This is a genomic window from Gemelliphila asaccharolytica, from assembly GCF_001553005.1.
Taxonomy (GTDB): Bacteria; Bacillota; Bacilli; order Staphylococcales; family Gemellaceae; genus Gemelliphila; species Gemelliphila asaccharolytica.
On the sequence record NZ_KQ959874.1, the window covers coordinates 81,014 to 94,575 of the forward strand.

Genomic DNA, 13,562 nt, shown 5'->3' on the forward strand with positions numbered 1-13,562 from the left:
ATGAAAATACCAATAATAGCTATAGTAGGACCTACTGCAGTAGGGAAAACAGAATTAAGCATAAAAATAGCAAAAAAATATAATTGTGAAATTATTTCTATTGATAGTGTACAAATTTATAAAAAATTTGATATAGGATCTGCAAAGATATCAAAAGAAGAAATGTCTGGAATAAAACATCATTTTATAGATTATTTAGACCCTAAAGATAAATTTTCAGTATTTGAATTTCAAAAATTAGTTAGAAATAAGATTAAAGATATTTATTTTAGAGAGAAAATTCCATTATTAATTGGGGGATCTGGATATTACATGAGTGCAATATTATATGATTATAAATTTGCTAATTATGATAAGCATAATAAAGAAGATGATATAAGTATATATAAAATGTTAGAATATCTAAAAGAAAATTATCTGGAAACCTATGAAAAAATAGATAAAAATAATCATAGAAGAATTATTAATGCTTATAATTATGTTCTCAACAAAAAAGAAAATACAACTGAAAATATGGGATCATGTAGAATATATAATCAATTTAATCCTTATATTATAGTTTTAAATATGGATAGAAAAAAACTATATGAAAGAATTAATTTAAGAGTTGAAAAAATGTTTGAAATGGGATTAATAGAAGAAGTACAAGAAATAATAAATAATTATGGATATAAAATACAACCTATGAATTCCATAGGGTATAAAGAATTGATATCTTATATATTATCTGAAAATGTAGATATTGAAACAATAAAAGGATTAATATCAAAGAATACAAGAAATTATGCAAAAAGGCAAATAACATGGTACAAAAATAAGATGTTTAATACTAATTGGTATGATGTCGCAAATAATCTAAATATTGAAACAATTTTTAATGATATAAGATGTTTTTTAGAGGGAAAATAATGAAAATAAAAAATATTAAGAAATTAAAAAGTAAGTATAAAATAGAATTTGAGGATAGTGAACCTATTTTTATATCAGAGGATACATTATTAAAAAATAATATAATTAAAAAAATTAATATCGATGAAAAAAAAATTTCAGATATATTATTAGATGAATCAAAAGAACAAGCATTCAAGAGTGGATTAAATTATCTTAGTTATGGTATGCGAACAGAATTAGAAATGATTAAATATTTAAGAAAAAAAAATATATCTGAAGATAATATTTCTTATTCTATAAAAAGGTTAAAAGATAGTGGATATATAAATGACAGTAACTATTCAAAAACCTTTATAGAAGAATATTTTTGTTTTAGAAAGAAAGGTCCTAATTACATAAAGATGAAGCTCAAAAATAAAGGTGTTTTTAAAGAATATGTAGATGATTTTATTGATGAAATATGTACTTATGAAAAACAAATAAAAAATATTATAGAACAAATAGAAAAAAATTATAGAAATAAAGAAATACCAAATAATAAAAAAATTCAAAAAATAAAACATAAACTTTATTTAGACGGCTATTCATTTGATAAAATAAATTATGCATTTAATTCAATAGAAAACGAATTGGAAAATTTAAACTGCGATAAATATATAATTGAAAAATATTATAACAAAGCATATAATAAATTTTGTAATAAATATCATGATAAAAGAATTTTAAAACAAAAATTGGTTGAGAAACTTTTGAGAGATGGGTTCTCATATGGAGAAATACAAGATTATTTTTTAAATATACAAGTTTAAAGGAAAATATATATGGATAATAAAAGAGATATAAGACAAAAGAAAATCAGAAATTTTTCTATAATAGCACATATAGATCATGGAAAGTCAACTTTAGCAGATAGAATATTAGAAAAAACTAAATCTGTAACAAGTAGAGAAATGAAAGATCAGCTTCTTGATTCTATGGATATAGAACGAGAAAGAGGAATAACAATCAAATTGAATGCAGTTCAATTAAAATATACTGCAAAAAATGGAGAAAATTTTATATTTCACTTAATAGATACACCAGGACATGTTGATTTCACTTATGAAGTATCAAGATCGTTAGCAGCTTGCGAAGGGGCAATTCTGGTTGTAGATGCAGCTCAAGGAATAGAAGCACAAACATTAGCTAATGTTTATTTAGCTTTAGATAATGATTTGGAAATCATACCTATAATTAATAAGATAGATTTGCCAGCAGCAGATCCAGAACGCGTTAAAAAGGAGATAGAAGATGTCATAGGATTGCCTACTGATGATATAGTTCTTTGTTCAGCAAAAGCTGGGATTGGAATTGACGATATTTTAGAACAGATTGTAGAAAAAATACCATCTCCAAATGGAAAATCTGATGAACCATTACAGGCATTAATATTTGATTCTGTTTATGATCCATATAGAGGAGTCATTATCTCAGTTAGAATAAAAAATGGTAGTATTAAATCTGGAGATAAAATATTGATGATGTCAACTGGAGGGATTTTTGAAGTAACAGAAGTAGGAATACATAATCCTAAAGAACAAGAAGTGCCAGAATTGACAGTTGGTGATGTAGGATACATATGTGCATCAATAAAGAATGTTAGTGAAACTAGAGTAGGAGATACTATAACACTTGCAGATAATCCAGCATCAAAACCTTTACCAGGATATAGAAAATTAAATCCTATGGTATATTGTGGATTATACCCTATAGATTCTTCTAAATATAATGATCTCAGAGAGGCATTAGAAAAATTGGAATTAAACGATTCATCGCTTCAGTATGATCCTGAAACATCTCAAGCTTTAGGATTTGGTTTTAGATGTGGCTTTTTAGGAATGTTGCATATGGAGATAATTCAAGAGAGAATAGAAAGAGAATTCAATATTGATATTATTGCAACAGCTCCTTCTGTTATTTATAAAATTGAATTGACTGATGGAACAAAAATAGATGTTTCTAACCCTTCAGAAATGCCAGATCCTCAAAAAATAAATCAAATAAAAGAGCCTATAGTTAAATCAAGTATAATGGTTCCTAATGAATATGTAGGTTCTGTTATGGAACTTTGCCAGAAAAAACGTGGTACTTTTAAAAATATGGATTATATCGATGACACTAGAGTTAATATAATTTATAATATGCCATTATCGGAAATAGTTTTTGATTTTTTTGATCAATTAAAATCTAGTACAAAAGGATATGCATCTTTTGACTATGAAATGAGTGGATACCAAAATAGTAATTTAGTAAAAATGGATATATTGTTAAATGGAGAGCAAGTAGATGCTTTAAGCTTTATTGTTCATAAAGAGTTTGCTTATCAAAGAGGAAAAGTAATAGTTGAAAAATTAAAAAAATTAATTCCTAAACAACAATTTGAAATACCAGTTCAAGCAGCTATTGGGAATAAAATTGTCTCGAGAGAAACAATAAAAGCTGTTAGAAAAAATGTATTGGCGAAATGTTATGGTGGAGATATAAGTAGAAAAAGAAAATTATTAGAAAAACAAAAAAAAGGTAAAGAACGAATGAAATCTGTAGGAAGTGTAGAAGTGCCACAAGATGCGTTTATGGCAGTTTTAAAAATGGATAATGAATAATATAATGAGAAATTTAAAAGGTATATACATACATATACCTTTTTGTAAATATATATGCACGTATTGTAATTTCAACAAGTTTTATATACAAAATCAACCTGTAGATGAATATATAGACTGTTTGGTAAAAGAGATAGATAATATAGGTAATTATGATGATATTATAACAATATATATTGGAGGGGGAACACCTAGCTCTTTATCATTTTCTCAAATTATAAAATTATTAGAAATAATAAAAAAAAATATTAATATAGATAATATAAAAGAATATACGTTTGAAGCTAATCCTGAAGATTTAACTATTGAAAAAATTAAAATACTAAAAAAATATGGAGTTAATAGAGTAAGTATTGGTGTTCAGACATTAAATGAAGATATTCTAAAGTCCATAGGGAGAGGACATAGTAAAAAAGATGTAGATAATGCAGTGAAAAATTTAAAAAAAGTAGGTATAAATAACATTAATATTGATTTAATGTTTTCATTACCTAATCAGACTATGCTAGATTTAAAGAAAAGTATAATAGAAATACTGTCATATGATATTTCACATATATCTTGCTATTCATTAATTTTAGAACAAAGAACAAAATTATACAATCAAGTAAAAAAAAATAAAATAATTTTACCTGACAACGAAGTAGAATTAAATATGTATAAATATGTTATAAAGACTCTCTCTGAAAATGGATTTAATCAATATGAAATAAGTAATTTTTCTAAAAAAGGATTTGAGAGTATACATAACACAAATTATTGGAGAAATATGGAATATTATGGAGTAGGAGCTGGAGCACATGGCTATATAAATGGCGTAAGATACAGAAATATAGCATCTGTTAAATTTTATATTGATGAAATAAATAAAAAGAATAATGCTATAATTGAAAAAAATAAACTAACATTAAAAGAAAAGGTAGAAGAAGAATTTTTTCTAGGTTTAAGATTATTAAAAGGTGTTAATCTTGATAACATAGATGAAAAATATCATATTGATTGCAGAAAAATTTATAATGAAACAATTTTTAAACATCTATCAAATGGAAATTTAGTTTTGAAAGATTCTATATTAAAATTTGAATATAAGGGATTGTTTAATGGTAATGATGTTTTTTCTGATTTTATCATTCTTTAGCTTATTTTATAATTAATAATATTTTTAGTTTTATTGTATTTTGTTTTTATAAATAGTATAATAAAATGGTGATTTTGTATAATAACAAACTTAAAATATGGAAGGAAGAACTATGTTTGAAGATAAAAAAGTATATAAAACTGAATGGTGTGGAAAACCTTTAGTAGCAGAAATAGGAGAAATGGCTCGACAAGCAAATGCTGCAGTTTTAATTAGATATGGAGAAACTGTTGTTTTAACAACTGCAGTATCTTCAAAAGAACCTAAAGATGTCGATTTTTTCCCACTTACAGTCAATTATGAAGAAAAAATGTATTCAGTTGGGAAAATCCCTGGTGGTTTTTTGAGAAGAGAAGGTAGGGCAGGTTATGAAGCAACCTTAGCTGCTAGATTAATAGATAGACCTATAAGACCACTTTTCGAAGATGGATTTAGAAATGAAATCCAAGTAACCTCTACAGTTTTATCTGTTGAATACGATTGCGATCCTGTAATGGCTGCCATGCTAGGAAGTTCGTTGTCTTTATCTATTTCAGATATTCCCTTTAAAGGGCCTATTGCTGGTGTTACTGTAGGTTATGTAAATAATAAATTTGTAATTAACCCTAATGTTGAATTATTAGAAAATTCACTTATAGATTTGAAAGTAGCTGGAACAAAAGATGCTATAAATATGGTAGAAGCAGGTTCAAAAGAAGTTTCAGAAGATATTATGCTAGAAGCAATAATGTTTGGCCATGAAGAAATAAAAAAATTAATAAAATTTCAAGAAAAAATAATTGAAGAAATAGGTAAGAATAAAATCGAAGTGCTTATAAAAGAAATAGATAATCAAATATATGATAATATATATTTAAATTATATTAATAAAATACAAAAAGCAATAATGATTAAAGATAAAAAATCAAGAGATGAACAGATATCTAGCATAAAAAATGAAATTATATCATTATATGAAAATAAAGAAGAAGATTTTGATATAGTTATAAATGAAGTACAGAAAGCATTTGATAAAATTGTAAAAAATGAAGTTAGAAGAGAGATTATAGAAAATAAAAGACGACCAGATGGTAGGGGTATTAGAGAGATAAGACCATTAGAATCAAGAATTGATATCCTTCCACGAGCACATGGGTCGGCTCTATTTACAAGAGGTCAAACTCAATCTTTGGGGGTAGTAACATTAGGAAATATATCAGATGAGCAGATAATAGACGATCTTACTTTAGAAGAAAATAAGAGATTTATGTTACATTATAATTTTCCATCTTTTTCAGTGGGAGAGATAGGTTTTAGTAGAGCTCCAGGAAGAAGAGAAATAGGACATGGTGCACTAGGAGAAAGAGCTTTAAGCCAAGTTATTCCGTCTAAAGAAGAATTTCCGTATACAATAAGAGTGGTTTCTGAAATACTAGAATCTAATGGTTCTAGTTCTCAAGCAACAATATGTTCTTCTTCTATGGCATTAATGGCAGCAGGAGTGCCAATAAAAAAACAGGTAGCAGGAATAGCTATGGGATTAGTAAAACAAGAAGAAAATTATACTATTCTTACAGATATTCAAGGAATGGAAGATCATTTAGGAGACATGGATTTTAAAGTTGCTGGGACTAAAGATGGGATAACAGCTCTACAGATGGATATAAAAATAGATGGTATAAACAGAGACATACTGAAAGAATCTTTAGAACAAGCAAAAGAAGGAAGATTTCAAATATTGGAGCATATGAATAAGATAATTTCTGAACCAAGAAAAAATGTATCAAAATACGCTCCTAAAATAAAAACAATAAAAATAAAACCTGCTAAAATAAAAGATGTTATAGGATCAGGTGGAAAAACCATTAACGAAATTATAGAAAAAACAGGTGTGAAAATAGATATAGAACAAAATGGTGATGTATTTATAAGTTCTCTAAATATAGAAGAAATAGAAAATGCAATTAAAATAATTAATGAAATTGTTAGGGAAGCTGAAATAGGAGAAAAATATTTAGCTACAGTGAGAAGAATTGAAAAATTTGGAGCATTTGTAGAATTATTCCCTGGTACAGATGCATTAGTTAGAATATCAAAATTATCTAAAAAACGAATAGATAAAGTAGAGGATGTTGTTAAATTAGGAGATAGTATAAAAGTTAAAGTTATAAAAATAGATGAAAAAGGAAGAGTTGATGCAGCAGTAGTTTTTGAAGATTAGGAAGGAATATGAATGAATTTATTCTTAAAAAAAAGAAAAGGGTTGTACATATATTTTAAGCATACGAAAGATATAAATAAATTAAAAAAATATGGAAATATAATTGTTTGTTCAGCAAAAAATAGGTATTTATATATGTATACAGATGAGGATAAAATAGATGATGTAATTTATGAACTTAGTAATAAAAGATACATAAATAAATTAATAAAATCTGAGTTAGCAGAATTATATTCAAGTTTTGATAAATAATTTTATGAGGGTATATGAGGGTAATATCTGGAAAATATAAATCTATAAAATTGAATAGTTTAGCTGGTATGACTACTAGACCAACAACAGATAAAGTAAAAGAAAGTATTTTTAATATGATATCATGCGATAATGATAATATTTTAGATCTTTTTTCTGGTAGTGGAGCATTAGGAATAGAGGCCTTAAGTAGAGGTGCGAAATATGTTGTATTTATTGATGGTAGTTCAGCTGCCATTAAAGTTATAAGAAATAATTTAAAAAAATGTAATATAGAAGATAAAAAATATTCACTATATAGAAATGATTTTTTACGTTCAATTAAAATATTTTCTAAAAAAAGTGAAAAATTTGATTTAATATTTCTAGATCCTCCTTATAATAAAAATCTTTTAAATATTTCATTAGAGAATTTAATAAAATATGATATTTGTAATGAAAATTGCAAAATTATTTGCGAATATTCAAGTGATGAAAAAATAAATTATAAAAATGAAAAATTACATACATATAAAGAGAAAAAATATGGTAAAATTACTGTAAGTATTTATGTTTATAGGAGATAAAAATTGAAAAAAATAGCTATAGTACCGGGGAGCTTTGATCCGATAACAAATGGTCATTTAGATATTATAAAGAGAAGTAGCAAAATATTTGATGAAGTTATAATAGCAATACTTGTAAATCCAGAGAAAAAATACTTGTTTACAACAGATGAAAGAAAAAAAATGATTGAAAAAATTTTAGACGATATGCCTAATTTAAAAAATGTAAAAGTTGATAGTTTTTCTGGACTTTTAGTACATTATGCTAAAAAAGTAAAATCAAATATAATAGTAAGAGGACTAAGAGCAGTAACGGATTTTGAATATGAAATGCAATTAACATCTATGAATAAAGCATTAGATAAGAATATAGAAACGTTCTATATGATGACAACAACAAAATATTCTTTTATAAGTTCTAGTGCAGTTAAAGGAGTTTCGGGCTTTGGTGCTGATCTTACAAAATTTGTCCCCAGAATTGTAGCTGAATGTTTAGAAAAAAAAATAAGAGAGGTTAGTCATTGAAAAAAGTTTTATTTACAGGTGGAGGTTCTGTAGGACATGTTTCTGTCAATATAGCACTAATACCAGTATTCAAAAAAAATAATTATAAAATTTCTTATATAGGAAGTAAAAAAGGAATAGAGAAAGAAATGATTCGAACTATAGATGGTGTGGATTATTTTGAAATAAGTACAGGAAAGCTTAGAAGGTATTTTTCATTAGAAAATTTTATAGACATATTTAAAGTTATAAAAGGTATAGTAGATTCAATATTTATATTAAAAAAAATAAAACCAGATTTTATATTTTCTAAAGGCGGTTTTGTTAGTGTTCCAGTATGTATAGCAGCAAAAATTTTGAAAATACCTACTATATTACATGAATCAGATTTAACACCAGGGTTAGCAAATAAAATAAATATAAAATTTTCAAAGTTTATTTTTACTACCTTTAAAGAAACGCTTAAATTTCTACCTCCAAATAAATCAAAACAAATAGGAGTTATAGTAAGGGAGAAAATTTATTCTGGGAATAAAGAAAAAGCATATTGTTTATTGAAATCGAAATCAAATAAACCTACTATTTTGGTTATTGGAGGATCGTTAGGTTCTAAGGTAATAAATGAATATATTTGGAATAATGTAAAAAAATTTACTGAGTATTTTCAAATAATTCATGTTGTTGGGAAAAATTTTTATAATTACTCAATAGAAGAAAAAGGATATTATCAATTTGAATTTTTGAAAGAAGATTTATTTGATATTTTTAAAATTACAGATTTTGCTATAACAAGAGCCGGTGCAAATTCTATTTATGAATTTTTAGCATTAGATATTCCTACAATATTGATTCCTTTGGGAACAAATCAAAGTAGGGGAGATCAAATACAAAATGCAAACTATTTTAAAAATAATAATTTTTCAAAAGTAATAAATGAAGAAAAAATTCATGAACTAACTTTACCTTATTTACAAAAATTTTATGAGAATATAGATAATATAAGAAATTCAATTAAAATTTATAAAGAGAATAATAATATAATAAATAATCCAGAAAATTTTTATAATATTATTATTTCTATTTTAGAGGAAGACTATGGAAAAAAATAATTTTAAAATGTATTTAAAAATACTAGCATTTATTGTTATATTGTTTGTTATAAAAATTTATCCTAATAATTTTTTTGATGAATTTATATCAAACATAATGATAACAACTTTTAATAATAATTTTGTGAGTATATTAGCAAAAATTTTATCTACAATATTCTATGATAAATTTTTAATTTTATTAATGCTAATTATTTTTATTTTATTAGTTAAAATAAAAGAATATAAAAAGGCATCATTTATTTTTTTTGTATTAGCATTTGGCACAGTTATAACATTGTTGATTAAAAAAATTGTTATGAGAGTAAGACCCTTGCCAGATATATTTTCGGGAGGGAGTTTTCCAAGTGGTCATTCAGTTGTAATTGTTTTATTTTTTTTATCGATGTCTTTGTTGATAAATAAAAATTACTTATTTAAGAGAATAGGATACGTATTTATTTTTTTGATACCTCTATCAAGAGTTATTTTAGGTGCTCATTATCCTACTGATGTTATAGGAGGAGTATTATTAGGACTTATTTCAATAGATATTGGAAAAATATATTATTTAAAATTATATAAATTTGTTACCAAATTAAAAGGAAAATTTTATGAAAGTAAATAAAGATTATATATATGCAATTTTTTTAGTTATAATTCATTTTATTCTCTGGTACTATTTTGCGTATGTAAAATTTGCAAATCAAAGTGTAAAAGATTATAAATATATATTAGGTTTGCCAGAATGGTTTTTTTACAGCACTATAGTAACAAGTATTTTTGTAATTTTGTTACTTATTATATTTTGTCATATTATTTTTAAAAATGATAATGTGAAAGATGAAGAAGGAGAAGACTGTGATTAATCATATAAATATAAAAATTTTACTATTATTAATGATTATTTTTTTAACAATAGTTTTTTGCCCTTTAATTTTTAATCTTTTAAATAAAACTAAAATAAAAAGTTCATTTTTGGAAAAATATTATTTAGCTGATAGGAATATTTCAGGATTAGTTTTGGCTATAACATTAATGTCAACTTATGGGTCAGCATCGACATTTCTTTCTGGGCCTGGAATGGCTTATAGATTGGGATTAGGATGGGTTTTATTAGCAGTAATTCAAGTTACGGCTGGATATTTTGTTTTGTTAGTTTTAGCCAAAAAATTTAAAAAAGAGGCAAAAAAAATAAATGCAATAACTATTACAGATTATTTAAAATATAGATATAATTCAAAAAAGTTAGCTTATGTTTCCACATTTTCAATGCTTTTATTTTTAATAACATCTATGTCTGGGCAATGGATAGGAGCAGGAAAACTTTTATCATCATTATTAAATATTGATTATAAATTTTGTATATTAATATTTTCTGTTTTAATATTCTTATGTGTATTTTTTGGTGGTTTAAAAAACATTTTAATTACTGACATGATACAAGGACTTATAATGATTTTTTCTACTATTATACTATTAATTTTTATTTTAAATTTTGGTGGTGGTATCAATAATATAATGGATAGTTTATACCAACAAAATGAAAATTTATTAACCCCATATGGATCTAATGGAAGCCTTACGGCAACATATGTATCATCATTTTGGGTTTTGGTAGGTGTAGGATTAATAGGAATACCTCATGTCGCTATAAATTCTATGTTGTATAAAAATAAAAAAAGTTTAAAACAGTCTATTTTGATAGGTACTGTAGTAATATTTATTGTTATGTTCGGAGTTCATTTTATAGGGGTTTTAGCAAGAGGCATATTTTCAGATATAAAAGATTTTGATTCTGTAATACCTATTATTTCTCTTAGAATTCTTCCGTGGTATCTAGCAGCAATTGTATTATCAGCACCGATGGCTGCAATAGTTACTACTGTAAATGCACAATTTTTACTTATTTCGTCAAGTTTTACTAAGGATATAATACAAAGTATAAATTATTTTAAACAAAAAATTAAAGATAATAAAATTCGTTATGTAATATATATATCAAATTTAATTATTATTTTATTAGCAATAATGATTAGTTTAAGACCAACATCATTAATAGTAGAAATTAATTTATTTGCATTTGGGGGATTAGAAGCTACTTTCTTGTGGCCTATACTTTTAGGATTATTTTGGAGTAAAGCAGAAAAAAATGGTGCGTTTTTATCAATTATATCAGGTTTAATATCTTATATTTATTTTAAAAAAATATCTAAAATAACATATATAGAGCCTGTTGTAATATCACTTTTAATTTCACTTATTATTTTTGTATTAGTGTCAAGTATTATATATAAAAAACAAACAAGGAGAATAAAATGAAAAAAGTTAAAGTAACAAATGTAAATTCAAAAAAATTTAAAGTTAATAGTGTTTTAACAATAGGAAAAGTGTATGATGTTATAAATGAAACAGATGATTATATTTTTATAAGAGATAATTCAGGTAAGATAGGAGGATTTTATAAAAATTATTTTGAAGAAGTAAAATAATTAGGAGGAATTATGAATAAAAAATTTAAAGAAATATTTGTTTGGATAATATTAATAGTAATTTCACCAATATTTTTATTCCTATTTACTAATATTGGGAATATTGTGGCAAATAAAAATAATAAAAATGTGACAGAAAATAAAAAAGAAATTTACCAAGAAATACCAAAAGAAAGTAAAAAAAATTCTAATCTTCCATCACCTGATGAAAGCAAAGAAAAGGTAGAAAATAAAAATGAAGTTAAAAATGATGTAAATGAAGAAGTTAAAAAGCAAGATAATGGAAAATTGGAAAAAGATAAAGAAATACAATATACTATAAAATCAGGAGATACTTTATATTCTATATCTCAAGAACACTATGGAAATGATAATATTCAGAAAGGTATAGATTTAATAAAAAAATCAAATGAATTAGAAAATGATAATTTACATGCAGGAGAAATCATTAAAATACCCAAATTAGATTAATAACTTATGAGTGTTATAAATGATGAAATTTACATTTAATTTATGATGCTCATTATTTTATATTTATAAGATATTAAATAAAATGATAAATTTTTTAGAGGAGAGAAAATGACAGAAAGTAAAAAAATTTATTGTTCATTTTGCGGAAAAGACTCTAGTGAAGTTTTTAAGATAATAGCAGGAAATAATGTATATATATGTGATGAATGTGTAGAATTTTGCAAAGAGATGATAGATGAACAAAAACATTTAGATGAAGAAAAAGAAGTTAAAAATTTTAATTTACTAACACCACAGCAAATTTCAGATAAATTAGATGAATATGTAATTAGTCAAAAACACGCTAAGAGAGCTGTATCTGTTGCGGTTTATAACCATTACAAAAGAATAATGTTTGGTAAACAAAATGATGAATTGGAAATACAAAAGAGTAACATAGCTTTAATAGGAAGTACAGGATCAGGGAAAACATTAATAGCTCAAACTCTTGCTAAAATACTAGATGTTCCATTTGCTATATCCGATGCTACTACTCTTACAGAAGCAGGGTATGTAGGTGAAGATGTAGAGAATATACTTTTAAGACTCATACAAAATGCAAATTATGATATTAAAAGAGCGGAAAAAGGAATAATTTATATAGATGAGATAGACAAAATAGCAAAAAAAGGAGAAAATGTTTCTATAACTAGAGATGTATCTGGAGAAGGAGTTCAACAAGCATTATTGAAAATTCTAGAAGGTACAGTAGCTAGTGTTCCTCCTAAAGGAGGAAGGAAACATCCAAATGAAGAAACAATAAAAATAAATACTAAAAATATTTTATTTATAGTAGGAGGAGCATTTTCTGGTATAGAAGAAATAATTAAAAGAAGATTGGGAAGCAAAATTATAGGATTTTCTCAAGCAGAAACAGATATAGCAGGAAGTAGTGATAATAATGAAAATATTATTTCTCAAGTAAGACAAGAGGATTTAATAAAATATGGTATTATTCCTGAATTTATAGGAAGAGTTCCGATAATATGTTCTCTTAACGAACTTAAAGAGAAAGATTTAGTTAAAATCTTAACAGAACCAAAAAATTCTATTGTAAAACAGTATAAATATTTATTTAGTTTAGATAATGTAGATTTAGAAATCAAACCAGATGCATTGGTAGAAATATCAAAAGAATCTATTAAAAGAGGTACAGGAGCAAGAGGTTTACGATCAATAATAGAAGAACTTTTACAAGATGTTATGTTTGAAATTCCTAGCAATTCTAAAGTAAAAAAATGTGAAATTACTAAAGAAAACATCTTGAATAAAACTAAACCTAAATTGTATTAAGGAGAAT

15 protein-coding genes are annotated in these 13,562 nt (G+C 24.8%); all 15 read left to right on the forward strand.

The window, feature by feature from the left end; translation table 11 throughout:
• Positions 1-909 carry a tRNA (adenosine(37)-N6)-dimethylallyltransferase MiaA gene (gene miaA / locus HMPREF1871_RS03335; protein WP_066130048.1) on the forward strand — a complete coding sequence of 303 codons (909 nt, stop codon included), beginning with the start codon at positions 1-3 and terminating at the stop codon, positions 907-909.
• A complete protein-coding gene (locus tag HMPREF1871_RS03340; RefSeq protein WP_066130050.1) occupies positions 909-1,700 on the forward strand; it encodes a RecX family transcriptional regulator in 792 nt (263 codons plus the stop codon). Before miaA ends, HMPREF1871_RS03340 begins: the two co-directional genes overlap by 1 nt.
• 12 nt (positions 1,701-1,712) lie before the next feature.
• A complete protein-coding gene (lepA, locus tag HMPREF1871_RS03345; RefSeq protein WP_066130053.1) occupies positions 1,713-3,533 on the forward strand; it encodes a translation elongation factor 4 in 1,821 nt (606 codons plus the stop codon).
• Positions 3,526-4,671 carry a radical SAM family heme chaperone HemW gene (hemW, locus tag HMPREF1871_RS03350; protein WP_232297357.1) on the forward strand — a complete coding sequence of 382 codons (1,146 nt, stop codon included), beginning with the start codon at positions 3,526-3,528 and terminating at the stop codon, positions 4,669-4,671. The genes lepA and hemW overlap by 8 nt, the downstream gene beginning before the upstream one ends.
• 112 nt (positions 4,672-4,783) lie before the next feature.
• Positions 4,784-6,871 (forward strand): polyribonucleotide nucleotidyltransferase, encoded by a 2,088-nt coding sequence (pnp, locus tag HMPREF1871_RS03355; protein WP_066130056.1) that lies wholly within the window; start codon positions 4,784-4,786, stop codon positions 6,869-6,871.
• A gap of 12 nt (positions 6,872-6,883) precedes the next feature.
• Positions 6,884-7,123, forward strand: a complete 240-nt coding sequence (locus HMPREF1871_RS03360; protein WP_066130059.1) for a DUF2129 domain-containing protein — start codon at positions 6,884-6,886, stop codon at positions 7,121-7,123.
• Between the two features lie 14 nt (positions 7,124-7,137).
• Complete coding sequence (rsmD, locus tag HMPREF1871_RS03365; protein WP_066130060.1) at positions 7,138-7,689, forward strand: 16S rRNA (guanine(966)-N(2))-methyltransferase RsmD; 552 nt, start codon at positions 7,138-7,140, stop codon at positions 7,687-7,689.
• 3 nt (positions 7,690-7,692) lie between these two features.
• Positions 7,693-8,193, forward strand: coding sequence for a pantetheine-phosphate adenylyltransferase (gene coaD / locus HMPREF1871_RS03370; RefSeq protein WP_066130061.1), 501 nt, complete (start codon positions 7,693-7,695; stop codon positions 8,191-8,193).
• Positions 8,190-9,281 (forward strand): undecaprenyldiphospho-muramoylpentapeptide beta-N-acetylglucosaminyltransferase, encoded by a 1,092-nt coding sequence (locus tag HMPREF1871_RS03375; protein ID WP_066130063.1) that lies wholly within the window; start codon positions 8,190-8,192, stop codon positions 9,279-9,281. Before coaD ends, HMPREF1871_RS03375 begins: the two co-directional genes overlap by 4 nt.
• Positions 9,268-9,888, forward strand: coding sequence for a phosphatase PAP2 family protein (locus HMPREF1871_RS03380; protein ID WP_066130065.1), 621 nt, complete (start codon positions 9,268-9,270; stop codon positions 9,886-9,888). The genes HMPREF1871_RS03375 and HMPREF1871_RS03380 overlap by 14 nt, the downstream gene beginning before the upstream one ends.
• Positions 9,875-10,129, forward strand: a complete 255-nt coding sequence (locus HMPREF1871_RS03385; RefSeq protein WP_066130067.1) for a YhdT family protein — start codon at positions 9,875-9,877, stop codon at positions 10,127-10,129. Before HMPREF1871_RS03380 ends, HMPREF1871_RS03385 begins: the two co-directional genes overlap by 14 nt.
• Positions 10,122-11,582 (forward strand): sodium/pantothenate symporter, encoded by a 1,461-nt coding sequence (gene panF / locus HMPREF1871_RS03390; RefSeq protein ID WP_066130069.1) that lies wholly within the window; start codon positions 10,122-10,124, stop codon positions 11,580-11,582. The genes HMPREF1871_RS03385 and panF overlap by 8 nt, the downstream gene beginning before the upstream one ends.
• Positions 11,579-11,752 (forward strand): DUF6501 family protein, encoded by a 174-nt coding sequence (locus HMPREF1871_RS06275; RefSeq protein ID WP_198145754.1) that lies wholly within the window; start codon positions 11,579-11,581, stop codon positions 11,750-11,752. The genes panF and HMPREF1871_RS06275 overlap by 4 nt, the downstream gene beginning before the upstream one ends.
• A gap of 12 nt (positions 11,753-11,764) precedes the next feature.
• Positions 11,765-12,223, forward strand: a complete 459-nt coding sequence (locus tag HMPREF1871_RS03395) for a LysM peptidoglycan-binding domain-containing protein (protein WP_066130071.1) — start codon at positions 11,765-11,767, stop codon at positions 12,221-12,223.
• 108 nt (positions 12,224-12,331) lie between these two features.
• Positions 12,332-13,555, forward strand: a complete 1,224-nt coding sequence (clpX, locus tag HMPREF1871_RS03400; RefSeq protein ID WP_066130073.1) for an ATP-dependent Clp protease ATP-binding subunit ClpX — start codon at positions 12,332-12,334, stop codon at positions 13,553-13,555.
• The last annotated feature ends 7 nt before the right edge of the window (positions 13,556-13,562 follow it).

Excerpts from the sequence above, each read along its gene's own strand:
- HMPREF1871_RS03395 (WP_066130071.1), top strand. The coding sequence starts at position 11,765 with ATGAATAAAAAATTTAAAGAAATATTTGTTTGGATAATATTAATAGTA.
- HMPREF1871_RS03385 (WP_066130067.1), top strand. The coding sequence starts at position 9,875 with ATGAAAGTAAATAAAGATTATATATATGCAATTTTTTTAGTTATAATT.
- HMPREF1871_RS03360 (WP_066130059.1), top strand. The coding sequence starts at position 6,884 with ATGAATTTATTCTTAAAAAAAAGAAAAGGGTTGTACATATATTTTAAG.
- clpX (WP_066130073.1), top strand. The coding sequence starts at position 12,332 with ATGACAGAAAGTAAAAAAATTTATTGTTCATTTTGCGGAAAAGACTCT.
- HMPREF1871_RS06275 (WP_198145754.1), top strand. The coding sequence starts at position 11,579 with ATGAAAAAAGTTAAAGTAACAAATGTAAATTCAAAAAAATTTAAAGTT.
- hemW (WP_232297357.1), top strand. The coding sequence starts at position 3,526 with ATGAATAATATAATGAGAAATTTAAAAGGTATATACATACATATACCT.
- pnp (WP_066130056.1), top strand. The coding sequence starts at position 4,784 with ATGTTTGAAGATAAAAAAGTATATAAAACTGAATGGTGTGGAAAACCT.
- miaA (WP_066130048.1), top strand. The coding sequence starts at position 1 with ATGAAAATACCAATAATAGCTATAGTAGGACCTACTGCAGTAGGGAAA.
- rsmD (WP_066130060.1), top strand. The coding sequence starts at position 7,138 with ATGAGGGTAATATCTGGAAAATATAAATCTATAAAATTGAATAGTTTA.
- HMPREF1871_RS03340 (WP_066130050.1), top strand. The coding sequence starts at position 909 with ATGAAAATAAAAAATATTAAGAAATTAAAAAGTAAGTATAAAATAGAA.
- lepA (WP_066130053.1), top strand. The coding sequence starts at position 1,713 with ATGGATAATAAAAGAGATATAAGACAAAAGAAAATCAGAAATTTTTCT.
- HMPREF1871_RS03380 (WP_066130065.1), top strand. The coding sequence starts at position 9,268 with ATGGAAAAAAATAATTTTAAAATGTATTTAAAAATACTAGCATTTATT.